Raw genomic sequence first — 24,352 nt, 5'->3', positions numbered from 1 at the left:
TGGATAATCGGAGCCTGACCCTTTGAAAATCACACGAGTGACCGTGACCCCCATCGCCTTCCGCGATCCGCCACTGCTCAACGCCAGTGGCATTCACGAACCCTTTGCGCTGCGCTCGATCATCGAAATCGAGAGCGACAACGGCTACATCGGCCTCGGCGAGAGCTACGGTGATGCCCCGGCGCTGGCGATCCAGATGCAACTCAAGGATCAGTTGATCGGCCTCGACCCGTTCAACCTCAATCAACTGCGCGCCATCGTGCAAGCGACCGTGGCGGCGAATAAAACCACCAGCGTGGCCGGTGCCGAACTGGCCCCCGGTTCCCACGCCAGCAAAGCGGTGAGCAATGCGTATTCGGCGTTTGAAGTGGCGTTTCTCGACTTGCAGGCGCACTCGCTGAATGTGCCGTTGGTGGACCTGTTGGGCGGGGCGATTCGCGATGAAATTCCGTTCAGCGCTTACTTGTTTTTCAAGTACGCGCAGCACATCGATTCGCCTTATAAACCGGACAGTTGGGGCGAGGCGCTGAACGAAGAACAGATCGTCGCCCAGGCCCGGCGCATGATCGAAACTTACGGTTTCAAGAGCATCAAGCTCAAGGCTGGCGCGCTGGAACCGGAGCACGAAGTGGCGTGCATCAAGGCGCTGAAGAAGGCGTTTCCCGGTTATCCGCTGCGTATTGATCCAAATGCGAACTGGTCACTGGACACCTCTATCCGCATGGCCGAATTGCTGGGCGATGACCTGCAATATTACGAAGATCCGACGCCTGGCCTGGAAGGCATGTCCGAACTGCACAAGCGCACCGGCCTGCCGCTGGCGACCAATATGGTGGTCACCGACTTCGATGAATTTCGCCGCAGCGTCGCGTTGAACAGCGTGCAGATTGTGCTCGCCGATCACCATTATTGGGGCGGCCTGCGCGACACCCAGGCGTTGGCGAAAATGTGCCAGACCTTTGGCCTCGGCGTGTCCATGCATTCCAATTCGCACCTGGGCATCAGCCTGATGGCCATGGCCCATGTGGCGGCGTCGGTACCGAATCTGGATTACGCCTGCGACACCCATTACCCGTGGCAGGAACCGGACGAAGAAGTGATCAAGGGCGGTAAGTTGCCGATCGTGGATGGCTGCGTAAAGATCACCCGGGCGCCGGGGCTGGGGTTGGAACTGGATCATGATCAGCTGGGCAAGCTGCATGATCAGTACCTGACTTGCGGGATTCGCCAGCGCGATGATGTGAAGCAGATGCAGCGATATAAACCGGAGTGGAAGACGGTTAAGCCGCGTTTTTGATCGCTACTGACGCAGCCTGCGTCCGGCCTGTAGCAGCTGCCGAGGCACGAGGCTGCGTCCGGCTTGTAGCAGCTGCCGAGGTACGAGGCTGCGTCCGGCTTGTAGCAGCTGCCGAGGCACGAGGCTGCGTTCGGCTGCGCAGCAGTCGTGAAACCTGAGCACGCGGTCTTCCTGAAACACCGCATCGGCTGATTTCACGACTGCTTCGCAGCCGAACGCAGCCTCGTGCCTCGGCAGCTGCTACAAGTCGAGTGCGTTACAGGTTTCGCGTCGGTCAGTTGATATCCGAATCACACCCATCCGGATCCGACTCACGGGCCAGTGCCGCACGCTGCAACTTGGCGGCGATCAATGTGTTCTTCAACAAATACGCAATCGTCATCGGCCCCACACCTCCCGGCACCGGCGTGATCGCACGGGCAACCGTCCGCGCGCTGGCGTAGTCGACATCACCCACCAAGTGGCTGCCAGACGCGTCAGTAATACGATTGATCCCGACATCAATCACCACCGCCCCAGGCTTGAGCCAACTGGCATCGATCAAATGCGGCCGACCCACCGCCGCCACAACGATGTCCGCCAGTCGGCACAGCGCTGCCGCGTCGACACTGCGTGAATGCACCACGCTGACCGAACAGTGAGCCTGCAACAGCAAGGTCGCCATGGGTTTGCCGACAATGTTCGACCGGCCGATGACCACCGCGTGCAAGCCGCTGATGTCGCCGCAGGTTTCCTTCAGCAAACGCATGCAGCCGCTGGGCGTGCACGGCGTCAGCACCTCCATGCCTTGCACCAGACCGCCGACGTTTTCGCGATGGAAACCGTCCACGTCCTTGATCGGGTCGATGGCATGAATCACCGCCGCTTCGTCGATATGCCCCGGCAACGGCAACTGCACCAGAATGCCGTTCACCGAGGCATCGGCGTTCAATTGCGCAATCTGTTCCAGCACCTGCGCCTGGCTGGCGGTGTCCGGCAAACGGTATTCGAGCGAGCGAATCCCGACTTCCTTGGCCCGCAGCAGTTTGTTGCGCACATACACGTGGCTGGCCGGATCGTCGCCGACCAGCAGAACCGCCAGAGCGGGATAAATTTGCTGCTCGGCCAGGGCCAGAACGTCTTCCCGGACCTCGTCGAGCACCAGGGCCGAGATGGCTTTACCGTCGATATCCCGGGCCAGGGTGGGGGTACTGCTGATCAAATGCGTCACCGTCGTCATTGAAAGAGCAGGGCGCAGGTTACCAGCCGAGAGTGGCCGCCGACCACCGGCAGCAGATGGACAGGATGTCGCGGGGATGAAGTCTGTCGCAGATCACCTGTGGGAGCGAGCCTGCTCGCGAAGGCGGCACATTCAACATCCATGTACCAGACAGACCGCTTTCGCGAGCAAGCCCGCTCCCACAATTGATCTCTGTTGCTCATAAGCCCTGTGTTCACAACAAATCCCCTGTGCATTGCGAATCAGGAAGCCTGCCGATACCGCCCCGGCGTCATCCCGAACCAGCGAATACAGGCCTTGTGAAAACTGCTCTGATCACGAAACCCCAACAACGCGCCGATGTATTTCACGCTGCGTGCCGAGTTGCGCAGGAAGTTATGCGCCAGCATCAACCGCGCCTCGTCCTGCAACGCCGAAAAGTGCATGTCTTCATTGCTCAAGCGCCGTTGCAGGCTGCGCGCACTGACGCCGACCACCTGGGCAATCTTGTCCAGGTCACTGGTCACGCCCTGGGCCAGGCGCTCGGACAATACCCGCCGAACCCGCGCGGTCATCGAGTCGTTGAGCAGCACATCCAGGCGTGCGCGGGCGTATTCGACGTGCAAGACGTCCAGCGCCGGGTTGGCGGTGGGCAGGGCAATCGCGCAGTCGTCGAGGCTGAACGACAGGCTGTTGTACGCCGCGCCGAACAACAGATTGTTGCCCAGCAGTTGTTCCAGTCGGGACGTGTCAGCGGGTTTGGGATAGGTGAACGTCGCCGCCAGCGGCAGGGGTTTGTGCTTGGGCAGCAGCCAGTGCACCAATCCCAGGGTTTGCGCGGCACCGGCGTCGATAAACGGGCGGGGCGTCAGCGACGGTTCGAGGCTGATGTCGAAACCGATCATCTTCAGCGCACGGGGCTTGTGGTCCAGGCACCGGTAAAAGCCATTGTTGATCAGCGAGTGATAGTCCACCAGTCGTTGCAGCGCGGTGCCCAATGTGGCGCATGACATCACCGCGTAACCCAACACCTCCAGATTGGCCGGGTGCGCCCGGGTGTACGCCAGCAGGCCAATGTCCGGATTGCCGGTACGCATGGCCGCTTCCGCCATCACCTTATAAACCAGCTCCAGCCTGACACCCTTGGAATTCGCAAAGACCTCCTCGCCACTGTCGAACTGTTTGAGCAGGGCTTCTACGTTTGCCCCTCCGTCGGTCAGGACATCGGCAAGCACCCGAAAACTGGCGCTGGTCATTGTGTGCATGGTTATACCTGAGGTGATGGCTAAGTGATGTCGCGCTAGCCGGCGCATGATCGCAATAAACAAATGATCGCAGTCGATAAACGGTAGGGACGCGTTTCCAAGGACAAGCGAAAGGTATCCGGGAACACTTCCTGATGACTGGGCGAGCGTCGATTATGGCCGGCAGTCAACGCTCAACCGCGGCCGGCCGCCGCTTTGTCTACGGATATGACATGCACAGAGTCAGAAGCTTTTATCGAGAGTTGGCACAGGGTCGGCTGGTGTTGGCGTTTCAACCAGTAGTCTGGTTGCCCGACAGCAGTCGGGTGCTGTACCAGGAAGGCTTGTTGCGGCACATCAATGCCCAGGGCGAGGGCGTCTATCCCTTCGCCATGCTGGAGAAACATCAACTGATGCGTGAGCTGGACCGCAGCGTAGTACACAGCGTGATCGACCGTCTGCTGCAAAACGAACACCTGCGGCTGGGCTGCAACATTTCCGCGCAGAGCGCCATCGTCGACGACTACTGGCAACCCATCCTCATGCAGTTGCGCGACACACCCTCAGTGGCCGCACGACTGGTGCTCGAAATCACCGAAAGCGCCACACCGCCGAGCACCTCGGCCGCCATCGAGTTCGTCCTGTGCTTGCGTGAACTCGGCTGCCGGGTAGCCATCGACGACTTTGGCGCCGGCCTCGGCACCCTGGAATTCATCCGCCAGACCCGCCCGGACATCGTCAAGATCGACCAGGGCTACTTGCAGCGCGCACGCCTGGAAACCAACAGCGCCCAGACCCTCGGTCACCTGGTGCAACTGTGTAAGACCCTGGCACCGTGCGTGATTATCGAAGGTATCGAGTCCGAAGCTGATCGGGCGTTGGCCACGGCGTGTGGTAGCGAGTGGGGGCAGGGCTATTTGTTTGGCCGACCACGGATCGACGCGTTGGGGGAGTTGTGTGTGGTGGAGTCGATGACTTTGTAGGCGTTCACAGGAGACACCAGCAAATCCAGCACCCGCGCCGGGACAGCGTATTGACGGTGCAGACAATCACGGAGTTGCCAGAGAGTCCAAAGATGAACACTCACCCTGTGGGAGCGGGCTTGCTCGCGAAAGCGGTGTGTCAGTCGACTTGTATGTTGACTGACCCACCGCTTTCGCGAGCAAGCTCGCTCCCACAGGAGTATCGATCAGTTCACTGATCCTTCTCGCAATTCACCATCCACGCCACGCCAAACCGATCCACCAACATTCCAAATCGCGCCGCCCAGAACGTGGCTTCCAATGGCATTTGCACCGTGCCGCCCTCCGCCAGTGCCGCGAACACACGCTCGGCTTCAGCGATGCTGTCGACGTTCAGCGAAATCGAGCAGCCGCTCATGTCATCGGTCGGGCGGTCGGGTGTGGTGTCCGAGCCCATGATCGCCTGGTCGCCCACGGACAGGCGGGTGTGGATGATCAGATTGTGGTAGTCCGCCTGCACGTGATCCTTGGCCGGTGTTTCGCCGAAGGTCATCATGGCGTCGATCGTGCCGGGCAGGGCCTTGGCGTAATAAGTGAAGGCGGCTTTGCAGTCGCCGTTGAAGATCAGGTAGGGATTGATTTTCATGCTGTGCTCCCGGTAACCGAGTCAGGCTGGAGGCCACGACGGCCTCCGGCTTCAATGGGGTTTGACCTCAAATAGCAAAGCGTTAGAGGCGGGTTCTTGCCGGGATTGTTCAGACGTTTTTTCTATAGCCAAGGCGTTGCTTATTGCCCGATCAATCAACGATGACGGGGTCGTCGCCAATGCAGACTGTCAACTGTTGGCCGGCCTTGTTGAAGGCGCAGTGGGGGAGCGTCTGTTGTTTGTAAATCGCCAGGGGCACGCCAATAAAAAACGCGGCCAGCATCGCCGCGATGATGAATTGCACCGGCATGTGCTCCCGATCCAGTGCACGGGGTTTGCGTCGGGCGCGGACGTAGAGGCCGCTGCCCAGCAACATCACGCCGATCAGCATGACGGTGCCGATCTCATGGGGGCTGGTGCTGTAAATGACTTCTTCGGCATTGTCCGGGTAGTTCAGTTGCCACCAGGCGCCGATGCCCAACGGCACCAGGCCGGCGCCGATCCAGCCATAGAGCGCGCCGGGCAGGCGTAACAAAATCGCGACAATCAGACCCAGGGTGGCCATGATCCAGCCGATCAAATACATCTGTGTGGCCATGCCACCGCCCATGAAAGTGCCGCCGACATCAATCGGTGTGATCAACAACCAATCGAAGAAGGCGTAGTGCAACACCAAGACGAGTACAACGAGCCAGCTCATGGCGTAAAAGAGCCAGGTCCAGAGGGTATTGAGGCGCGAGAACACACGAAATCCTTTTGGTGTTTTGAGGGGGGCGCCATTATGCCGTGAAGGTCCCTGCCTCAGGCAACTGCTCGAGGGGCCGACGGGCGTAGCAGGCGCTCGACGGCGCCGCTCACCAGGTTTTCCAGCAATTCATCGCGTTCGGCGTCGACCAACGCATGTTGCGTCAGCCAACCGGGCGCGCTGTTGAGCAAATTGGCGATTGCGTGGCCGACGGCCAACTGGCCCTGTTCACCGAGCCGGGACTTGGGCCCCAGCATGTGCATCAACCGGTGTTCGTATTGTTCACGCAACTGACGGACCCGCGCCTGCTGATCGTCATTCAGGCACCCGCTGTCCCGCTCCGCCAGACGAAAATGCCAGGGCATTTCCCGATGCAGATTCAGGTGCGCCTGAATCAGCCTCGGCAGCATATCGCGCTTGGCCTTTTTCTCGATGCGCCCAAGCGTCGCCAGCAGTTCTTCGTAAAACTCTTCAATCAAGTCCGCCAGCAAGTGCTGCTTGCTCGGGTAATGGTGATACAGCGAGCCCGGGGCGAGCCCCAGGCAGGTGGCGAGTTCGCGCATGCCGACCTGGCCGAAACCCTTGCTGGCGAACAACTCCAGCACTTTGTCCCGGTACTCGGCGAAACGCGAACAACGCTCAGGCATAGGCATGGAAGCCACGCCCCGTTTTACGTCCCAGGTAGCCAGCGGCGACCATCTCCTTGAGCAGCGGCGCCGGACGGTATTTGCTGTCGTTGAAGCCGTCGTAGAACGCTTCGAGAATCGCCAGCACCGTGTCCAGGCCAATCAAGTCAGCCAGGGCCAACGGACCGATCGGCTGATTGCAACCCAGGCGCATGCCAGCGTCGATGTCGTCGGCAGTGGCCAGGCCTTCCTGGAGTACCAGGATCGCTTCGTTGATCATCGGCACCAGAATCCGGTTCACCACAAAACCCGGACGGTTGCCGGCGGTGATCGCGGTTTTGCCCAACGTGGTGGCCATGTCCAGCGCCAGCTTATGCGTCGCGTCGCTGGTTTGCAGGCCACGAATCACCTCGATCAGCCCCATCACCGGCACCGGGTTGAAGAAGTGCAGACCGATAAAGCGCTCGGGCTGGCTGACGCTGGCCGCAAGTTGGGTAATCGACAGCGATGAGGTGTTGGACGCAATCACACAGTCGGCGCCGACCTGCGCGGCAATCTGTTGCAGCAACCGCAGTTTCAGGTCGAGGTTCTCGGTGGCGGCTTCGATCACCAGTTGCACGCTGTGCAGGCTGCTGTAGTCGGTGCTGGTGCGGATCCGGGCGAGGGCGGCGAGTTTCTGATCTTCGCTGAGCGTCTCTTTGGCAACTTGCCGGTCGAGGTTTTTGCCCACGGTCGCAACAGCCTTTTGCAGGGCGCTCTCGCTGATATCGATCAAGGTCACGTCGAAGCCGGCCACGGCACAGACCTGCGCAATCCCGTTGCCCATGGTGCCCGCGCCAATCACGCCAATGTGTTGCAGATTCATCCTGGAAATCCTTGCGATCAAACCGTTCGATACCTTGGCCGCCATAACGGCCGAAGGCGTACTATGGCGCGAGTCTAGAACCGGCAGGGCGGTTGTCCTATGCCGCAACTGTTCAACGGCACTGGTGTTTTTTGCCAGTCGGGCGATGGGGAGAAAAACGTTCACATGCGGGAAAAGGATTCAGTGGCGGCCTACTTTGTGCGGGCGATGATCCATCGGCTGGAGGGCAACCCCCAACGCCTGACGACCGTGCTGGAACAGGCCAATATCGACCCGGCGTTGCTCGACCAGCCCACGGCCCGGGTGCCGGCCAGCGCGTTTGCCGCCTTATGGCTGCTGCAGATTCGCGAGCTCAACGACGAATTTTTCGGCCTCGACCGCCACGGCATGCCACCGGGCAGTTTTGCCCTGATTTGCCGAGCGCTGATTCAGGAACCCGACCTGCACAAAGCCATGCGCCAATGCCTGGCCAATTTCGCCCTGTTCCTCAGCGACTTTCGCGGCACGCTGACCGTGCGCGGCAAACGCGCGGTGATCAGCCTGCAAACCCGCTCGACCGACAACGACGTCAGCCGCCTGGGCGAAGAAACCTTCCTGGTGTTGATGATCAGCCTGCTGTGTTGGCTCGGCGGGCGGCGCATCCCCATCGACCGCGCGGATTTCCGCCATGGGCGCGTCTCCCTCAGCGACGACCGCCTGCTCTGGGGCCCCAACCTGACCTTCGGCACCGAACGCACCGAAATCGAATTCGCCAGCCACTACCTGCGCCTGCCGGTCGTGCAGGACCTGGCATCGTTAAAAGTGTTTTTACGCACGGCGCCCCAATGGCTGGTGATCCGCTTCCGCAACCAACACGGCCTCGCGTCCCAGGTTCATCAACGCCTGCGCAACAGCCATTACAGCCAATGGCCCACCTTGCAGGCTTTCGCCCTCGAACAACACCTGAGCCCCAGCACCTTCCGCCGCAAACTGGAGCGTGAAGGCTGTTCGTATCAGGAGATCAAGGACGAAGTGCGCCGTGGGGTGGCGTTTGAGCAGTTGCGCCATGGCAAGGCCAGTGTGGGCGACATTGCCGAGCAGTTGGGCTTTCAGGAACCGAGCGCGTTTCACCGGGCATTCAAGAAGTGGACGGGGGAGAGTCCGGGGCGGTATCGGGCGCGGTTTCAGGAAAGGGCGGTGAATGGGCCTGATTTTGCCTAATTCTAAAACTTGCGCGGATGAGGTTTTATCTGCGACTTCGAGAAACAGCCCACTCTTTCATATGACCGGGTGGGCTGCTTGTATACGGATTACCGAATTAATCAGTCCAAGGAAACTGCTGCAGAATATAGCGAGGTTTGCTGGAGCCGATTCGCTTGGCGCTCAATGTGACATCATAGGTTTTATAGAGGTGTAGGTTCACGGCATTTGGATTAGGGAGCTCTCTCGCAATCCCTCCATAAATCACCAATCCATCGGTGGTTTTAAATTCGAATGAACGCTTGTCTGGTAGTGCTCCAATAAATTCACCTGTGAAGGTCTCGACCGATTCCCGAATATTATCCAGGTTCAGTCGGGCCTTGCTGCGTCGAACCTGCTCGCTATCGGTGAACTGAAATTGTCTGGTGCGGGTGGTTAGCGAGCAAGAGGCGTCGTAGCTGGATAGCTTTCCCAAAAAGTCAGAAACGCTGGATATCGCTCTACCGGCAAGCCGTGAAACAGGCTCGGATAGTTCTTCGTCACTTTTAGTCGTTGCTTCCAGCAGTTCCGCCATCAGATCGATTGCCAGTGACACTGAGGTTGTGCCCTCAATCTCAAGTTGCGTTTGCGCGGGAACTTCCTCCAGTTCGAACCCAAAAGAGCCCAAAGCGGTCCCCGTGATAAGCAATTGATTACTCGACCGGTTTGGAATAGGTCCTTTGTCAGCAAGCGTGCCGGAGATTGAAGCGGCAATTGTGGCAATGGCCTCGCTGAACGCCTGGGTAGCGGCAGCGCCAAATTCGGCTAGAACTCCGTGCGTTCCCCAAACAGGTGCACCACGATAAGTAAGGATGACCTTGGCCGGCTGATAAGTGTCTTGGCTATTCGCTTCGAGAAACGATTTTGCTTCAGCTATTCGAGAACGGATGGACATCGCGGAAAGCTTGCTGAGTCCAGGTTTTTCCAGCTGCTTCTCGAGGAAAAGAAGTTCTGCTGATTTATGCAGATATTCATTTCTATTCATGAGTGAGCTCCTGTTTGCGAGCCTTCAGCATGGCGATTGCTGCTTGATCCTGCCGAGGGGCAAGGTCAACCCGCAGGAACCCTTTCCACTGCTTGGTTCTTCGATGGGACCACATGCTGTACCAGTACGATGTCATTTCTACCAGGCGCTCTGGCGCATCACTGAGGGATTGAACATAAAAATCAACTTTGAACTGATTTTTTATGAAGGACTGATCCTCCCGAGTCGCTCCCAACAATCTTAGTTGATCAGGCTGCAAGCCATCGTAGAACTCGTCTCCCTCAAAAGTGAAGGTAACGACATCTATGTCTCTGGGCGATCGTTGATCAGAGAGTTCGATGTTCTCTGTGAAGCTGCCGTCCAGCCATTGAAAACCCTCAGCCATACCCATTCTATGAAGCTCAGAACGGTGTGAAAGATAGCCTTCCAAAATAGCACATCGGTCCAGGTTGCTCGCGAAGCGCTCCACGAATGCTACTAGATCAACCTCGTAGGGAGATCTGTCCATCCCCGCTGGATTGTGCTCATTGATTGGAGGGATAAGCCCCTCTGGATTCCACTCGGGTATCAATCCCGGCCTCCTTGCGTCGCGGTTTGATTGGCGGTCGATCCTCATCCGGACGCGTGCACGCGTCAAGGGAACAAACGTTACAGTTCTTTCGTACCTTTTCTCATGGCCAGGCTGAAGTACCATGGCGCATTGTCTTGATCATTACCCGCCGCTTGCCGAGCCCATCGCCCCATGCCAACCCTCACTCGCTTCGCCTCGCTACTCGACCAGGCAAGACGCGCCTTGCTGCTGGTCTGGGGCACTTCACGCGGGTTGTTCCTGGGCCTGGTGCTGGCAACCCTGATCGCCGGTGTTCTCCCGGCACTGGCCGCGTGGATCGGGCAACGCATCGTCGACGCGGTGGTCACTGCCATGCAGTTACACACGCAGCAGGGCAGTGCGCCGTTGTGGCCGGTGGTGCGTTATGTGTTGTTCGAGGCGGGTGTGCTTGCTTTGCTGTCCGGGACGCAACGGGCGTTGTCGGTGCAGCAGTCGTTGTTGCGGGTGCAGTTGGGGCAGAAGGTCAACACGATGATTCTGGAGAAGGCCCAGACGTTGTCGCTGGTGCAGTTCGAGAACTCGGAGTTCTACGACAAGTTGGTGCGGGTGCGGCGCGAGGCGTCGACCCGGCCGTTGGCGTTGGTGATGAAGTCGTTGGGGTTGATCCAGAACCTGATTGTGCTGATCAGTTTTGGCGTGCTACTGGTGCATTTTTCCCCGTGGGCGTTGGTGTTGTTGGTGGTCGGTGCGTTGCCGGTGTTTTTTGCCGAGGCGCATTTTTCCGGGGATGCGTTTCGGCTGTTCACTCGCCGGGCGCCGGAGAGTCGGCAGCAGAGTTACATTGAGACGCTGTTGTCCCACGAGGGCTACATCAAGGAGGTCAAGCTGTTCGGCTTTGCGCCGTTGCTGTTGAAGCGCTATCGCGAGACGTTTGCCCGGCTCTACGCCGAAGACCGGCGTCTGACCCTGCGCCGGGATGGCTGGGGTTTTGTCCTCGGTTTGCTGGGCACCACGGCGTTTTACCTGGCGTATGCGTGGGTGGTGGTGGACGCCGTGCACGGTCAGATCAGCCTCGGGCAGATGACCATGTATCTGGTGTTGTTCAAACAGGGACAAACCGCCGTCAGCAGCAGCCTCAGTGCAATCAGCGGACTTTACGAAGACGGTCTGTACCTGTCGGCGCTCTACGAATACCTCGCCGAACCGGTGGTGAGCGATAACGGCAGCCTGACCGTGGGTGCACTGCCCGGTGATGGGCTGCGTTTCGAGAATGTCGGGTTTCGTTATCCGGGGTCCACTCGTGCGGCGCTGGAAGGCATCGACCTGCACTTGGTGCCCGGTCGTAGCGTGGCGTTGGTGGGGGAGAACGGTTCCGGAAAAACCACGCTGATCAAATTGCTGACCCGGCTCTATCGCCCCGATCAGGGCCGGATTCTGCTGGACGGCAGCGATCTGAATACTTGGGAGGAAGACGCGTTGCGACGGCGCATCGGCGTGATTTTCCAGGATTACATTCGCTATCAATTCTCCGTCGGCGAGAACATCGGCGTCGGCGACACCCTGGCTTTCGACGATGAACAGCGCTGGAAAGCTGCCGCCGCCGAAGGCATGGCCGCGCCGTTTATCGAAGGGCTGGATCGCGGTTATGCCACGCAACTGGGGCGCTGGTTTGCCGGGGGCCAGGAATTGTCCGGCGGGCAATGGCAGAAGATCGCCTTGTCCCGCGCCTACATGCGCCGCGATGCCGACATCCTGATTCTCGACGAGCCGACATCAGCCCTCGACCCGGCGGCGGAAGCGGCGGTGTTCGAGCATTTCAGCGAGCACACCCAGGGCCGCATGACCTTGCTGATCTCCCACCGCTTTTCCAGTGTGCGCAACGCCGACCACATCATCGTGCTGGATCAGGGGACGATTCTGGAGCGCGGCGATCACGACAGTCTGGTGTCTGCGGGCGGGCGTTATGCGCAGTTATTCGATTTGCAGGCCCGGGGTTATCGCTAGGCCTTAGGTCTCTGGCGAACTGCGATTCACCGCTGCAACCTGGGCCGGCTTGGCTTTCATCAGGTTTTCGATGGCTTGGCGATACTGACTGCCGCCCAGGCTCATGCTGTTGTTATGGGTGCCACCGGGAATCAGCAACAGGCGCTTGGGTTCGTTGGCGGCATTGAACAATTGTTGGCTGAAGCGCGACGGCATGAACGCATCTGCCAGACCGTGGACCACCAGCAACGGCATGTCGATCTCGGTGATCTTGTCGATGGAATCGAATTTCTGCGACAGCAGCCAGCGCACCGGCAGGGATTTCACCGGCAGGTTGCTGTCGGCCACTTGCGCGACAGCATCCCCCAGCGTGGTGAAGGTGGACTCGATCACCAGCCCGCGCACCGGCACCGCAACGTGGTCTTTTTTCGCCTCTGTCGCCAGATCTGCCGCGAGATCGATGGCCACCGCGCCGCCCAGGGAATGGCCGTAGATCAGGCGTTTATTGGCGTCCGGTTGCATCTGCTTGAAACGATCCCAGGCGACGCGGGCGTCTTCATAGACACTGGCTTCCGACGGCAGATCACCCTTGCTCTGGCCAAACCCGCGATAGTCGATGGCCAGCACCGAATAGCCCATGGCGCGCAATTGCTCGATGCGGAATGCCTGGCCGGTAAGGTTCCAGCGCACGCCATGCAGGTAAAGAATCGACGGCGCATCGCGGCGCGCGGCCGGCCACCACCAGGCATGCAGGTTTTGACCGCCCTTGAAACTGGCGGGCTTGATGTCGAACTCCTGAACGTCCTGCGGCAAGCCGTGATACCAGCCCGCCGTGCCCGGCTCGATGCGAAACAGCAATTCGCGCTCTTTGTACTTGAGCACCCCACAACCCACCGGCAGACCGACGATCAACAGCGCCATGCACAACAACGGCAACCAGCGCCGGCCCAAGCGGCTCATGAGGGTAGAAAACATGCAGCGGTCCAGTCGAACAGGGGAAAGCACGGGTTTTAACAGATGCGCGGCGGGGAGGGGAATTATTTCGACAGCCGTGTGTGTTGCACGGTGTGATGCATACCCCCGATCCCCCTGTGGGAGCGGGCTTGCTCGCGAAGAGGCCAGCACATCCAGCATTGATTTCGCCTGACACACCCCATTCGCGAGCAAGCCCGCTCCCACACTGGATCTGCATCGTTCACCCAATCAATGCCCACCGCTGTCCCCTGTAGGCGCGAGGCTTGCCCGCGAAGGCGTCGGAACAGTCAGCATCAATGTCGCCTGACCAGCCGCTATCGCGAGCAAGCCCGCTCCCACAATGGATCTGCGTCGTTCACCCAATAAGTGTTTGCCCCCCCATTTGCGCAAAGCCGCTCGTCTTTGCCTGTCCACTCATCCAACAAAAAGATTGAATAATCACACAAAATGTTATTTAAATAACAAAACAACAACGCCGGCCTCAGCCTGGCAAGCCGTCACAAGGTGGGATAGCAATGAGCAAGATCGCAGTCATCGGCAGCAATATGGTGGATCTGATCACCTACATCGACCGCATGCCGGCCCAGGGCGAGACGCTGGAAGCGCCGGGGTTTGCTCTCGGTTGCGGCGGCAAGGGCGCCAACCAGGCGGTGGCCGCGGCCAAGCTCGGGGCGGATGTATTGATGCTGACCAAAGTCGGCGATGACATGTTTGCCGACAACACCCTGGCCAATTTCCAGCGTTTCGGCATCGACACCCGCTACGTACAGCGTGTGCCCGGCGTATCCAGCGGCGTGGCGCCGATCTTCGTTCAGGCCGACTCCCACAACAGCATCCTCATCGTCAAAGGTGCCAACGCGCATCTGGCCCCGGCGGACATCGATGCCGCCGCGCCAGCCCTGCGTGAATGTTCCCTGATCGTGCTGCAACTCGAAATCAACGTGGAGACCGTCTACCACGCCATCGCCTTCGGCCGCGAACACAACATCCCGGTGCTGCTCAACCCGGCGCCAGCCTTGGCCGGCCTGAGCCGCGAACACCTGGCGCAACTGGATTTCCTCGTACCGAACGAATCCGAACTGGCGCTGATCAGCGGCCAGACTGTCGATTCGCCCGAATCCGCGCTCAAAGCCGCGAAAGCCCTGGTCGCCAGCGGCATCCGCCACGTGATCGTGACCCTCGGCCAGCAAGGCGCGCTGTACGTCGGCGAGGAGGGTGAGTTCCAGATTCCCGGCCTGCGTGTTGCCGCCCGCGACACCACCGGCGCCGGAGATGCCTTTATCGGTTGCTTCATCCAGCACTGGAGCCGCGACCGCGATATCCGTGCCGCCATGACCCAGGCCGTGGCCTATTCCGCCTGCTCGGTCACCGGCCTCGGCACTCAAACCTCCTACCCGGACGGCCCCGCATTCGCTGAATTCCAGCGTCAATTCGACGCCTGACACCGAACTGATTCACCCCTCGAAACTCACCCGGAGAACAACAATGACAAAGCCTCCGCTCCAACAGACGCCCGATGGTTTCTACCTGAACCGCACGCCCTGGTTCGCCTTCATCTTGCTGTGCAGCATCTTTGCGCTGTGGGCGGCGGCCGCGAGCATGAACGACGTGCTCATCGCGCATTTCAAGAAAGCCTTCCTGCTCAGCGATTTCCAGACTGCGTTCGTGCAATCGGCGTTTTACCTCGGCTACTTTTTCGTGGCGATCCCGGCGGCATTGGTGGTTCGGCGTTTCAGCTACAAGACCACTATCCTGATCGGCCTGATGCTGTACATGCTCGGTTGCCTGCTGTTCTTCCCGGCGGCATCGACCGCCAAGTACGGCATGTTCCTGCTGGCGCTGTTCGTGATCGCGGCGGGGCTGTCGTTCCTCGAAACCGCGTGCAACACCTACTCGACGCTGATGGGCCCGCGTGAAACCGGCACCCGTCGCCTGAATATCTCCCAGACCTTTCACCCGTTCGGCGCGATGGCCGGGGTGTATGTCGGCAGCTTCGTGATGTTCAAGGACACCGATGCCACCCGCGAGCAGCTCACGCAAATGAGCGCCTCGGACGCGGCGATCCAGCAACTGCAAATGATCCAGTCCACCTTGCTGCCGTACAAATGGATGATCGCGGTGCTGGTGCTGATGTTCATCCTGGTCGCCATCACCCGGTTTCCGGCGTGCAAAGGCGTGCAGACCGCGAGCAAGAAAACCGCCAGCCTCGGCCAGAGCCTGTCGCGGTTGTGGGGCAACAAGCGTTTCACCTTCGGCGTGCTGGCGCAGTTCTTGTACGTCGGCGCGCAAGTTGGCGTGTGGAGTTTCACCATTCGCCTGGCCATGCAGTTGGGCGGGATGAACGAGCGCAGCGCGTCGTGGTTCTTGCTGACGACTTTCGCCATGTATTTCATCGGCAAAATGATCGCCAACGTGCTGATGCGCAAACTGCACCCGGCCAAGGTGCTGGCGGTGTACGGCGTGCTGTGCATCGTGTTGCTGGCCTACACCATCCTCGTGCCGAACATCACCGCAGTGTATGCGGCAGTCGGTGTGAGCGTGTTCCTCGGTCCATGCTGGCCGACCATTTATGGCCTGACCATCGACGGTCTCGGTGAAGACACTGGCGTCGGCGGTTCGCTGCTGGTCATGAGCATCGTCGGTGGCGGGGTGATTCCGATCTTCCAGGGCCTGCTGTCCGATTACAGCGGCGGCAACATGCAACTGGCCTACAGCGTGCCGTTGTTGTGCTTCATCGTGATCGTCGCTTATGCGGTGCGTTGCCTGCGCCATTGCGCCAGCGAACGGGCACCGGTGGGTACGGCGGTGACTTCATGAGCACGCGGATCAATCTCTATCCGGCGCTGTTTGGTGAAGCGCCGAAGACGCTGCTCGAATCAGAGCAATTCAGGGTCAGCGCCAGCGTTTATCCCAGCGGCGTACTGGCGCTGGAACTGGCCAACAGCCGCGGAAAACTGGTGGTGCTGCCGTATCAAGGCCAGATGATCTGGGACGCCGTGTTCGACGGTTGCGACCTGACCATGAGCAACCTGTTCAGCCAGCCAAGGCCCAGCCCGACGGTGATCGGCACTTACGGCTGTTTCATGTTCCACAGCGGCTTGCTGCGCAACGGCTGCCCGACGCCCGAGGACGATCATCCGCTGCACGGCGAAATGCCTTGCGCGGCGATGGATCGCGCCTGGCTGGAAGTCGGTGAAGACAGCGCCGGACCGTTCCTGCGCCTGGGTGGCGAGTACGAATACGCCCAGGGTTTCGGCGATCGTTATCTGGCTAGCCCGAGCGTGACCTTGCGTGCCGATTCTGCGTTGTTCGACATCGCCATGAGCGTGACCAACCTGGCCGGTAAACCCATGGACCTGATGTACATGGCCCACATGAATTACGCCTACGTCGAGGGTGCGCGGTTTATTGAGCCACTGGGATTTGAGCGGGTGCGCCTGCGCAGCAGCGTGCCAGCCCACGTCAAACCGACGCCGGCCTGGAGCCGTTACATGGAGCAATTGGCATTGGAACCGGAACAGTTCCGCTGTCTGGATCGCCCGGACCTCTACGACCCGGAGATCGTGTTTTTCTTCGACGGCGTACGTGCAGACTCAAACGGCGATGCGCATTTTCTGCTGAGTCATCCGGACGGCGCGGCGTTCTACACGCGCTATCGCCCCGACCAGTTCGAGCATGCCGCGCGCTGGATTTTGCATAACCCCGATCAACAAGTGGCGGCGTTTATCTTGCCCGCCACTTGCGAGCCGGAAGGCTATCGCGCCGAGTCCGCCAAGGGCCACGTGCGCTCGCTGGCGGCGGGGGAGATGGCGGCGTTCAAGGTCACCACCGGTTATCTGAACAAGGCCGAGCAACAAGCCATGATCAGATAATCAACTGTGCGCCGCTGGCCGCGATGGCGTTGCGATAAACCTTGGGGATTTTCTTGTCGCTGACCACGTACTGGAAATCCTCAAGGGCCGCGAAATGCGCGGTGCGCACGGTGTCGAACTTGCTGTGGTCGGCCAGTAGCAACCGTTGTTGCGCCTGGCGCAGGACCTTCTGCTTGACCTCCACTTCATTGAAATTGAAGCAGGTCACGCCGAAGTCCTGGCTGACCCCGGCGGCGGACACAAAGGCCCAGGTCAGGCGCACGCTGTCGAGGATGCCGAATTCGGTCTGGTTCTCGAACACCTGGTTTTTGCGATGGAACGTGCCGCCGCACACCACGATGTGGCAGTTGGGTTTTTGCGAGAGTTTGAGCAGTACGTTGAGGGAGTTGCACACGGCGGTGAATTCAAGCTCGTCGGGGATGAAATCCACCACGAATGGCGTGGTGGTGCCGCAGTCGAAAAACACCGTGTCGCCGGGCTGGATAAACCGCGCGGCGAGTTTGCCGATGCGACGTTTTTCCTCGACATGCCGGGTGTCCTGTTCGGCCACACGGTAATCGCCGGGTTCATTGCCGTCGTGAATCTTGGTGATGTAGCCGCCGAGCAGGCGCAGATGGTCGGTGTACTTGCTCAGGTCGCGGCGCAGGGTCATCTCCGACACGTCCAGCAATGCGGCCATTTCGCGCAGGTGAATGGCGCTCTGGTCTTGCAGGGCTTGTTGAATCAGCTTGAGACGCTCGGCTTTTTTACTGTCCACAGGCATTCCGGGGTTGATTGTTGATGTTATTTAAGTAACATTAATTGTGAGTTTTGTAACGTTTTTGCGCAAATGATCCTCGATTGTGGCGCAGGGGCATTTGAATATACAAACAGGAGTTTTTGCGATGGCCCATCTCCCACCCCAGGCACTGGCGCAGTACATCGATCACACCTTGCTCGCGCCGGACGCCAGCCGCGAACAAATCGCCACCCTGTGCCGCGAGGCCGCGGAACATGGCTTCTATTCAGTGTGCGTGAATTCCGCGCAGGTGCCCCTCGCCGCGCAGTGCCTGACCGGGCATAACGTCAAAGTTTGCGCGGTCATCGGCTTCCCGCTGGGCGCCGGATTGAGTGACACCAAGGCCTTCGAAGCCGAGCGGGCGATTGCCGCCGGCGCGGGGGAGATCGACATGGTGTTGAACATTGGCTGGTTGAAGGACGGTTTGTTCGCCGAGGTCCAGGACGACATCGCCCAGGTCAAACAGGCCTGCGGCAATGTACCGCTGAAGGTCATCCTCGAAACCTGCCTGCTCACCGATGCGGAAAAAGTGAAGGCCTGCGAAATCTGCCGCGAGCTCAACGTCGCGTTCGTCAAGACTTCCACTGGTTTCAGCCGCAGCGGCGCCACGGTCGAAGACGTCGCCCTGATGCGCCGCACCGTGGGTCCAACCATCGGCGTGAAAGCCTCGGGCGGCGTGCGCGATTACCCGACCGCCGTGGCGATGATCGAGGCCGGCGCGACCCGTCTGGGCAGCAGCTCCGGCATCGCGATCATCGGGGGTGCGCAGTCGGCGGGTGAGGGTTACTGATCCATTTTCAAGACAATTTTGCCGATGTGATCGCCGGCTTCCATCCGCGCATGGGCCTGGGCGGCGTCGGTGAACGGGTAGACCTTGTCGATCATCGGCATGCATCGCCCGGCCGACAGCACCGGCCAGACGTATTCGTACAACCCTTGGGCGATGGCGGCTTTTTCTTCCTGGGTGCGCGAGCGCAGCAGTGAGCCGGTGATGATCGCGCGTTTGGCCATGATTGCCAGTAAGTCGACGTCCTTGGCATGGGCGCCGCCGAGGAAACCGAGCATCACCAGTCGGCCTTCCATGGCCAGGGCGGCCACGTTGTTGTTGAAGTACGAGCCACCCATGATGTCGAGGATCACGTTGACGCCTTTGCCGGCGGTTTTCTCGGCAATGACTTCGGCGAAATCCTTCTCGCGATAGTTGATCGCCTTGGCCCCGAGTTTACGAATCGCCTCGCACTTTTCCTCGCTGCCAGCGGTGGCGAACGCTTCGACGCCGAACTCGCGGCAGAGCATCAGCGCGGTGGTGCCGATGCCGCTGGTTCCACCGTGGATCAAGGCGCGCTGGCCTTTGCTGGCGCCGCCCATTTCAAACAGATTGGCCCAGACCGTGAAGAAGGTTTCCGGAATGGCGGCGGCTTGAATCCAGTCCATGTCATCGGGAATCGGCAACGTCTGGCTTGCCGGGGCGACGCAATATTGCGCGTAACCGCCGCCGTTGGTCAGGGCACAGACCTTGTCGCCGAGCACAAACTCACTCACCCCTTTGCCGATGGCGACCACTTCGCCGGCCACTTCCAGGCCGGGGATCGGGCTCATGCCGGGTTTCATCGGGTACTTGCCGGCGCGCTGGATTACGTCCGGACGATTGACCCCGGCGGCGTGCACGCGGATCAGCACTTCACCGGCGGCCACCGTGGGCATGGGCACGTCGCGAGGTTGCAGGACGTCGGGGCCGCCGGGTTGGGTGATTTCGATCAGGGTCATGGTTTGGGGCAGGGTCATTTTGGGTTCCTGTGGAGGTGATTGATAAGTGGGACCGTGTTGTGGTGTTGAAAGATCAAAAGATCTCAGCCTCGTTTCACTCGACAGCTCCTACACAGCTCCTACACAGCTCCTACAGGGTGTATGCGATTCAATGTAGGAGCTGGCGAAGCCTGCGATCTTTTGATTTTGGCGATTAACCGCATCGCCAATTCCAGAACCAATGCAACAACAATGGCCCCAGCGGCCAGCACAAACAACAGTGCATGCTGCCCGCCACTGGCATTGAAAATCGCCGAATAGGCAAACCCGGTCAGCGCCTGAAACGTGGCAAACGACACCGTGGCACGGCTCCAGGCAATCTGCTGTTGATGGTGATTGGGCACCAGTTCATGCACCCGGGCCAGCGCCAGCGGCACGATGCCCGGCGGGAACGAGCCGAGGATCACGGCGAGCAACGCCAGGGCCATAAAGGAACTGGAAATTGCCAGCAAACCCAAGGCAATCGCCTGCACCACCAACACAATCCGAATGCTCAACCGCGCGCCGAGTTTGTCGGCGAGAAAACCATAGCTCACCGGCCCGACAATCGCGCCCAGGCCATACATGACCCAGATCAGCGCACCGACATGCGCCCCGGCGCGGAGGCCTCGGGCGACAAAGTCCACCAGGAACACCATCGCCGGCACCAACCCGGCCGCCATGAACGCGTACTGGGCAAACAGCAGATAAAGGCCCGGCGGGGTGGGCGACTTCACGCTGTCGCTAATCACCAGTGCGGCGTGCTGTGGGGTAGAGGTCGGCCAGCCAAACCAGCTCGCGGCGGTCAACACCAGCGCCAGCACGCCTAAGCCGAACCAAGTGTTCTGCAAACCCAGACTGAGCAGCGGCGGCACAATCGTCCCCGAACCGGCAATGCCCAGGCCGATGCCGAGGAAAATCGCACCGCTGGCCAAGCCTCGACGAGACACCGGCACATGGGGCAACACGGTCGCCGCCACCAACACCATGATCGCGCCACCGGCCACCCCCGACAGCAAGCGCCAGCCGAAGAACCAACTCACCGACAACGGAAAGCCACAGGCGAAAAATGACAGCGTCACCGCCAGCATCATCAGGCGCAGGGCGCTGCTGTTGCCCACGCGTCGAGCCAGCGGATGACCGATCAGTGCGCCGATCAGGTAACCCACCAGGTTGGCGGCGCCGAGGTACACCACGTCATTGGCGGAAAACCATTGCGCCTGGATCAACGAAGGAATCAGCGGCGTATAGGCAAAACGCGCCAGGCCAATGCTGACCAGGCTGGCGCAGAGGCCGGCGAAGATCGGCAGCCAGATTGCGCTGCGCGGGGTGGTCGATGTGCTGTGCATGAGAACGGTCCTGTGAGGTTATCTCTGGCGTCCAGCGTATCGGGGTTTATTGATGCAGTAATGCAGCGATTTCGCGCTACAGTGATGCGAATATGCATTGCGAGGGAAGTCGTATGAATTGGGATGACGCACGGGTGTTTCTGGCGGTGTGCCGTGAATCGACGTTACGTGGCGCGGCGCGGGTGCTGGGCGTCGATCAGGCCACCGTCGGGCGGCGGGTCACGGCGTTGGAAAAGTCCCTGAGCGCGACGCTGTTCCTGCGGACTTCCGAAGGTTATGCGCTGACAGCGGTGGGCGAAGCGGCGTTGCAGGCCGTGGAGAAAATGGAAGTGTCGGCGCTGGAGCTGCAGCGGCAAATCCAGGGCCTGGATGATCGGTTGACCGGCACCGTGCGGGTCAGCACCACCGATTCTCTGGCGATCGATTTCCTGATCCCGGCGATTGCCCGGTTGCACGACAAACACCCGGATGTGCGGGTGCAACTGGACGCGTCGACGCAAATGATCAGCCTGGCCAAGCGCGAAGCTGACATCGCCGTGCGCAACGCCCGACCGGACAACCCGGACCTGATCGCCCGGCGCATTGCGCGCTGGCCGGTGGGGCTGTTTGCCTCCCAAGGCTATATCGACACCCACGGCGTGCCGGCGCCGGGTTCGGCGTTTGAAGGGCATGATTTGGTGGTGTATCAGCCGTATCTCGCGAGTAACAAGGAGATGACGCTGGTGTCGGAACCGGTGACCCGTGGGCGGATTGTGTCGAGCCTGGGGTCGGGTCTGCTGGTGCGGCGATCCATTGCGGCGGGGATCGGGGTCGGCGAGATTCCGGTGTACATGGGGGAGCGGGACGGGTTGGTCCGATTGTGGCCGGAACGCACGCGGCCAGTGCCGTATGACGTGTGGCTGGTGACCCACGCAGACCTGCGGCACACGGCGCGGGTGAGGGCGGTGATAGATGAAATCGTCGAGGAGTTTTCGAATACAACCGAGTAGCCCCGTAGCAGCTGTCGAGCCCCAGCGAGGCTGCGTTCGGCGGCGAAGCCGTCGTCAATCCGGCCACCACGGTTTACTTGAAACACCGCGGTGCCTGATTTTACGACGGCTTCGCCGCCGAACGCAGCCTCGCTGGGGCTCGACAACTGCTACGGGGCCTGTTGCGGTTATGGCATTTCCGGCAATTCCTGCGGCCGCAAATCAAACACCAACACCTCGGCATCCACGCCATTGCCTAACGTCAGCACCTGTTCTTCCCGAACCCGCACACCATCGCCTTCCTGCAATTGCATGCCATTGAGTTCAACACTGCCACGAGCTACGTGCACATAGGCATAACGGTTGGCTGCCAATTCCAAAGTGGCGCTTTCCTTGCCATCAAACAGCCCGGCATACACCCGTGCGTCCTGACGGACTTGCAGCGAACCGCTGGCTCCGTCCGGGGAGATGATCAACTGCAAGCGCCCACGTTTTTTCTGGGTGCTGAAATGCTCTTGCTGATAACGCGGTTTGGCACCACTGACCTCAGGCACGATCCAGATTTGCAGAAAGTGCACGCCACGGGTGGCCGAGTGGTTGTACTCGCTGTGGGCCACGCCGCTGCCGGCGCTCATCAGTTGCACATCGCCGGGGCGGATCACCGAACCGGTGCCCAGGGTGTCCTTGTGTTCCAGGGCGCCTTCGAGCACATAGGAGAAAATCTCCATGTCCCGGTGCGGGTGCTGGCCAAAGCCTTTGCCGGCCGCCACGCGGTCATCGTTGATCACCAACAGGTCGGAAAAACCCTGCTCTTTCGGGTTGCGATAGTTGGCGAAGGAAAAGGTGTGGAACGACTTCAACCAACCGTGATTGGCCGCGCCGCGATCCGAGGCTTTGCGAAGGGTCAGCATGATGAAATCTCCTGTCAGGACGTGAATTCGTCCGAGTGAGGAGAAGGTTAATGGTTACCCGTAGATGCAATAAGTAGATGAAAATTGAAATACTGTCTCTTTCAGGTTGACAGTTTTGTGCGAGGGATCACGCATTCTTATCCGACACCCTCGCCACACTTGGCCATAATGCAAACCACACAACCCCCTGTGGGAGCGGGCTTGCTCGCGAAGGCGGTGTATCAGTCAGCCATGATGTTGAATGTGATGCCGCCTTCGCGAGCAAGCCCGCTCCCACAGGGGATTCGGTGTTTAACAGATGGGCAGTTCTTCTTATGACCTCAGCGATGCTCAACCCATGAAAACCGTGGCAATGGTGCTGTTCCCCAACTTTCTCCTGCTCGACATGGCCGGGCCGATGGAGGTGTTTTCCATCGCCAACCGTTACCTGGAACCGGCCGACCACTATGTGTTGTCGATGCTCGGCACCGAGCACGGTCCGCTGCGCGCGTCCAATGGCGTCAGCGTCCAGGCTGACCTGCATATCGATCAGGCCAGCGCACACTACGACCTGTTGTTGATCCCCGGCGGCCCCGGCGCCTACAACGACAAACCGCAGCCCTTGCTGGCCTGGCTGCGCGGTGCCGTGACCCGCGCCGGACGTTATGGCTCGATCTGCACCGGTGCCTTTGTGCTCGGGCATGCCGGTTTGCTCGACGGTTATCGCGTGACCACTCACTGGCACTACACCGAACGGCTGATCAAAGGTTTTCCGAAAGCGATGGTCGAAACCGATCAAATCTACGTCGAGGATCGCAACCTCATCACCTCCGGCGGGGTCACGGCGGGCATCGACCTGGCCTTGGCGATCGTCGCCCAGGACCACGGCAAAAAAGTCGCCCAGGACGTGGCCAAAGTGTTGTTGGTGGTGATGAAACGCCAGGGCGGGCAGGCGCAGTTCAGTCCGTTGATGGCCACGGTCGCCCCGCAGGAAACGCCCATCACCCGCGTGCAAAACTACGTGCTCGAACACCTCGACGAAGCCTTCAGCATCGAACGCATGGCGAGCCTGGCGAACATGAGTTCGCGGCACTTCGCACGCCTGTTTGCCCGTGAAGTGAACATGACGCCCATGGAGTTCCTGCAAAGTGCGCGCATCGACCACGCCCGAAATCTGCTGGAAACCTGCGACGCACCGCTCAAGACCGTGGCCTACAAAAGCGGCTTCGGCAGCGTGCGGCACATGCGCTTTTTGTTCAGTGAAAAACTCGGCCTGACCCCCGCGCAGTACCGCGAGCAGTTCAGCTAGAGACTCTTTGGCAGAATTGCGCACCGTGATGTCCGTATTGCCCCCCGCGCGGTCGTTGTACGGTCATCGATGCCTGCCAAGATAGCCATGAATGTTTTGCAATGGAG

At 60.1% G+C, this 24,352-nt stretch carries 23 protein-coding genes and 1 pseudogene; 10 read left to right on the top strand and 14 right to left on the bottom strand.

The features are described 5' to 3' along the window. The first annotated feature begins 22 nt into the window (after positions 1 to 22). Positions 23 to 1,297, top strand: coding sequence for a glucarate dehydratase family protein (locus tag HB680_RS00635; protein WP_213936684.1), 1,275 nt, complete (start codon positions 23 to 25; stop codon positions 1,295 to 1,297). 274 nt (positions 1,298 to 1,571) lie between these two features. Here HB680_RS00635 and folD read toward each other — a convergent pair whose 3' ends face one another. Both folD and HB680_RS00625 read right to left on the bottom strand, forming a co-directional pair. Then, positions 1,572 to 2,498, bottom strand: coding sequence for a bifunctional methylenetetrahydrofolate dehydrogenase/methenyltetrahydrofolate cyclohydrolase FolD (gene folD / locus HB680_RS00630; RefSeq protein WP_256735434.1), 927 nt, complete (start codon positions 2,496 to 2,498; stop codon positions 1,572 to 1,574). Positions 2,499 to 2,758: 260 nt separating this feature from the next. Further along, on the bottom strand, positions 2,759 to 3,760 hold the full coding sequence (locus HB680_RS00625) for an AraC family transcriptional regulator (RefSeq protein ID WP_213936682.1): 1,002 nt from the start codon (positions 3,758 to 3,760) through the stop codon (positions 2,759 to 2,761). Between the two features lie 212 nt (positions 3,761 to 3,972). Between HB680_RS00625 and HB680_RS00620 the strand changes: the two genes are divergently transcribed. Beyond that, positions 3,973 to 4,722: an EAL domain-containing protein gene (locus HB680_RS00620; RefSeq protein ID WP_213936681.1), complete on the top strand. Its 750-nt coding sequence runs from the start codon at positions 3,973 to 3,975 to the stop codon at positions 4,720 to 4,722. Between the two features lie 111 nt (positions 4,723 to 4,833). Here HB680_RS00620 and HB680_RS32585 read toward each other — a convergent pair. From HB680_RS32585 to HB680_RS00600, 5 genes and pseudogenes are all read right to left on the bottom strand, one after another. Continuing rightward, positions 4,834 to 4,953, bottom strand: a pseudogene (locus tag HB680_RS32585) (metal ABC transporter ATP-binding protein); the annotation flags it as partial. Continuing rightward, the gene (locus HB680_RS00615) at positions 4,934 to 5,347 is read right to left on the bottom strand and encodes a VOC family protein (protein ID WP_213936680.1); all 414 of its coding nucleotides are present in this window, start codon (positions 5,345 to 5,347) and stop codon (positions 4,934 to 4,936) included. The pseudogene HB680_RS32585 and the gene HB680_RS00615, both read right to left, overlap by 20 nt. 151 nt (positions 5,348 to 5,498) lie before the next feature. Beyond that, positions 5,499 to 6,047, bottom strand: a complete 549-nt coding sequence (locus HB680_RS00610; RefSeq protein ID WP_256735433.1) for a hypothetical protein — start codon at positions 6,045 to 6,047, stop codon at positions 5,499 to 5,501. Between the two features lie 101 nt (positions 6,048 to 6,148). Then, complete coding sequence (locus tag HB680_RS00605; RefSeq protein ID WP_213936679.1) at positions 6,149 to 6,745, bottom strand: TetR/AcrR family transcriptional regulator; 597 nt, start codon at positions 6,743 to 6,745, stop codon at positions 6,149 to 6,151. After that, positions 6,732 to 7,583: a 3-hydroxybutyryl-CoA dehydrogenase gene (locus HB680_RS00600; protein ID WP_213936678.1), complete on the bottom strand. Its 852-nt coding sequence runs from the start codon at positions 7,581 to 7,583 to the stop codon at positions 6,732 to 6,734. The genes HB680_RS00605 and HB680_RS00600 overlap by 14 nt, the downstream gene beginning before the upstream one ends. Before the next feature lie 165 nt (positions 7,584 to 7,748). Here HB680_RS00600 and HB680_RS00595 point away from each other — a divergent pair, with 165 nt between their 5' ends. Beyond that, on the top strand, positions 7,749 to 8,783 hold the full coding sequence (locus tag HB680_RS00595) for an AraC family transcriptional regulator (protein ID WP_213937093.1): 1,035 nt from the start codon (positions 7,749 to 7,751) through the stop codon (positions 8,781 to 8,783). 97 nt (positions 8,784 to 8,880) lie between these two features. Here HB680_RS00595 and HB680_RS00590 read toward each other — a convergent pair whose 3' ends face one another. After that, positions 8,881 to 9,786 (bottom strand): hypothetical protein, encoded by a 906-nt coding sequence (locus tag HB680_RS00590; protein ID WP_213936677.1) that lies wholly within the window; start codon positions 9,784 to 9,786, stop codon positions 8,881 to 8,883. After that, positions 9,779 to 10,402, bottom strand: a complete 624-nt coding sequence (locus HB680_RS00585) for a hypothetical protein (RefSeq protein WP_256735432.1) — start codon at positions 10,400 to 10,402, stop codon at positions 9,779 to 9,781. Before HB680_RS00585 ends, HB680_RS00590 begins: the two co-directional genes overlap by 8 nt. A gap of 126 nt (positions 10,403 to 10,528) precedes the next feature. On the opposite strand from HB680_RS00585, the gene HB680_RS00580 reads away from it, so the two are divergent. Continuing rightward, a complete protein-coding gene (locus tag HB680_RS00580; protein WP_213936676.1) occupies positions 10,529 to 12,340 on the top strand; it encodes an ABC transporter ATP-binding protein in 1,812 nt (603 codons plus the stop codon). A gap of 3 nt (positions 12,341 to 12,343) precedes the next feature. On the opposite strand, the gene HB680_RS00575 is transcribed toward HB680_RS00580, so the two are convergent. After that, positions 12,344 to 13,294 carry an alpha/beta hydrolase gene (locus HB680_RS00575; protein ID WP_213936675.1) on the bottom strand — a complete coding sequence of 317 codons (951 nt, stop codon included), beginning with the start codon at positions 13,292 to 13,294 and terminating at the stop codon, positions 12,344 to 12,346. A 515-nt stretch (positions 13,295 to 13,809) separates the two neighbouring features. On the opposite strand from HB680_RS00575, the gene rbsK reads away from it, so the two are divergent. From rbsK to HB680_RS00560, 3 genes are read left to right on the top strand one after another with little or no spacing between them, the layout of a single operon-like run. Further along, positions 13,810 to 14,736: a ribokinase gene (gene rbsK / locus HB680_RS00570; protein ID WP_213936674.1), complete on the top strand. Its 927-nt coding sequence runs from the start codon at positions 13,810 to 13,812 to the stop codon at positions 14,734 to 14,736. A 43-nt stretch (positions 14,737 to 14,779) separates the two neighbouring features. Then, positions 14,780 to 16,111: an L-fucose:H+ symporter permease gene (fucP, locus tag HB680_RS00565; protein WP_213936673.1), complete on the top strand. Its 1,332-nt coding sequence runs from the start codon at positions 14,780 to 14,782 to the stop codon at positions 16,109 to 16,111. Further along, positions 16,108 to 17,166 carry an aldose 1-epimerase family protein gene (locus tag HB680_RS00560; RefSeq protein WP_213936672.1) on the top strand — a complete coding sequence of 353 codons (1,059 nt, stop codon included), beginning with the start codon at positions 16,108 to 16,110 and terminating at the stop codon, positions 17,164 to 17,166. Before fucP ends, HB680_RS00560 begins: the two co-directional genes overlap by 4 nt. On the opposite strand, the gene deoR is transcribed toward HB680_RS00560, so the two are convergent. Then, positions 17,159 to 17,929 carry a DNA-binding transcriptional repressor DeoR gene (gene deoR / locus HB680_RS00555; RefSeq protein WP_213936671.1) on the bottom strand — a complete coding sequence of 257 codons (771 nt, stop codon included), beginning with the start codon at positions 17,927 to 17,929 and terminating at the stop codon, positions 17,159 to 17,161. The two genes, HB680_RS00560 and deoR, sit on opposite strands and share 8 nt — an antisense overlap. Before the next feature lie 121 nt (positions 17,930 to 18,050). Between deoR and deoC the strand changes: the two genes are divergently transcribed. Continuing rightward, positions 18,051 to 18,734 (top strand): deoxyribose-phosphate aldolase, encoded by a 684-nt coding sequence (deoC, locus tag HB680_RS00550; protein ID WP_213936670.1) that lies wholly within the window; start codon positions 18,051 to 18,053, stop codon positions 18,732 to 18,734. On the opposite strand, the gene HB680_RS00545 is transcribed toward deoC, so the two are convergent. Together HB680_RS00545 and HB680_RS00540 are read right to left on the bottom strand one after the other, a co-directional pair. Continuing rightward, on the bottom strand, positions 18,728 to 19,729 hold the full coding sequence (locus HB680_RS00545) for an NAD(P)H-quinone oxidoreductase (protein ID WP_213936669.1): 1,002 nt from the start codon (positions 19,727 to 19,729) through the stop codon (positions 18,728 to 18,730). The genes deoC and HB680_RS00545 overlap by 7 nt on opposite strands. A gap of 101 nt (positions 19,730 to 19,830) precedes the next feature. After that, positions 19,831 to 21,078, bottom strand: a complete 1,248-nt coding sequence (locus tag HB680_RS00540) for a YbfB/YjiJ family MFS transporter (protein ID WP_213936668.1) — start codon at positions 21,076 to 21,078, stop codon at positions 19,831 to 19,833. A 113-nt stretch (positions 21,079 to 21,191) separates the two neighbouring features. Between HB680_RS00540 and HB680_RS00535 the strand changes: the two genes are divergently transcribed. Next, on the top strand, positions 21,192 to 22,067 hold the full coding sequence (locus tag HB680_RS00535; RefSeq protein WP_213936667.1) for a LysR family transcriptional regulator: 876 nt from the start codon (positions 21,192 to 21,194) through the stop codon (positions 22,065 to 22,067). Positions 22,068 to 22,234: 167 nt separating this feature from the next. Here the strand turns inward: HB680_RS00535 and HB680_RS00530 are convergent, their stop codons facing one another. Next, complete coding sequence (locus HB680_RS00530) at positions 22,235 to 22,957, bottom strand: pirin family protein (protein WP_213936666.1); 723 nt, start codon at positions 22,955 to 22,957, stop codon at positions 22,235 to 22,237. Between the two features lie 337 nt (positions 22,958 to 23,294). On the opposite strand from HB680_RS00530, the gene HB680_RS00525 reads away from it, so the two are divergent. Next, positions 23,295 to 24,245 carry a GlxA family transcriptional regulator gene (locus HB680_RS00525; protein ID WP_213937091.1) on the top strand — a complete coding sequence of 317 codons (951 nt, stop codon included), beginning with the start codon at positions 23,295 to 23,297 and terminating at the stop codon, positions 24,243 to 24,245. Positions 24,246 to 24,352: the final 107 nt, after the last annotated feature.

Source organism: Pseudomonas sp. dw_612 (assembly GCF_018449725.1).
Classification (GTDB): Bacteria; Pseudomonadota; Gammaproteobacteria; order Pseudomonadales; family Pseudomonadaceae; genus Aquipseudomonas.
The sequence above is the reverse complement of the archived record's forward strand: the minus strand, read 5'-3'. Positions and strand labels throughout refer to the sequence as shown.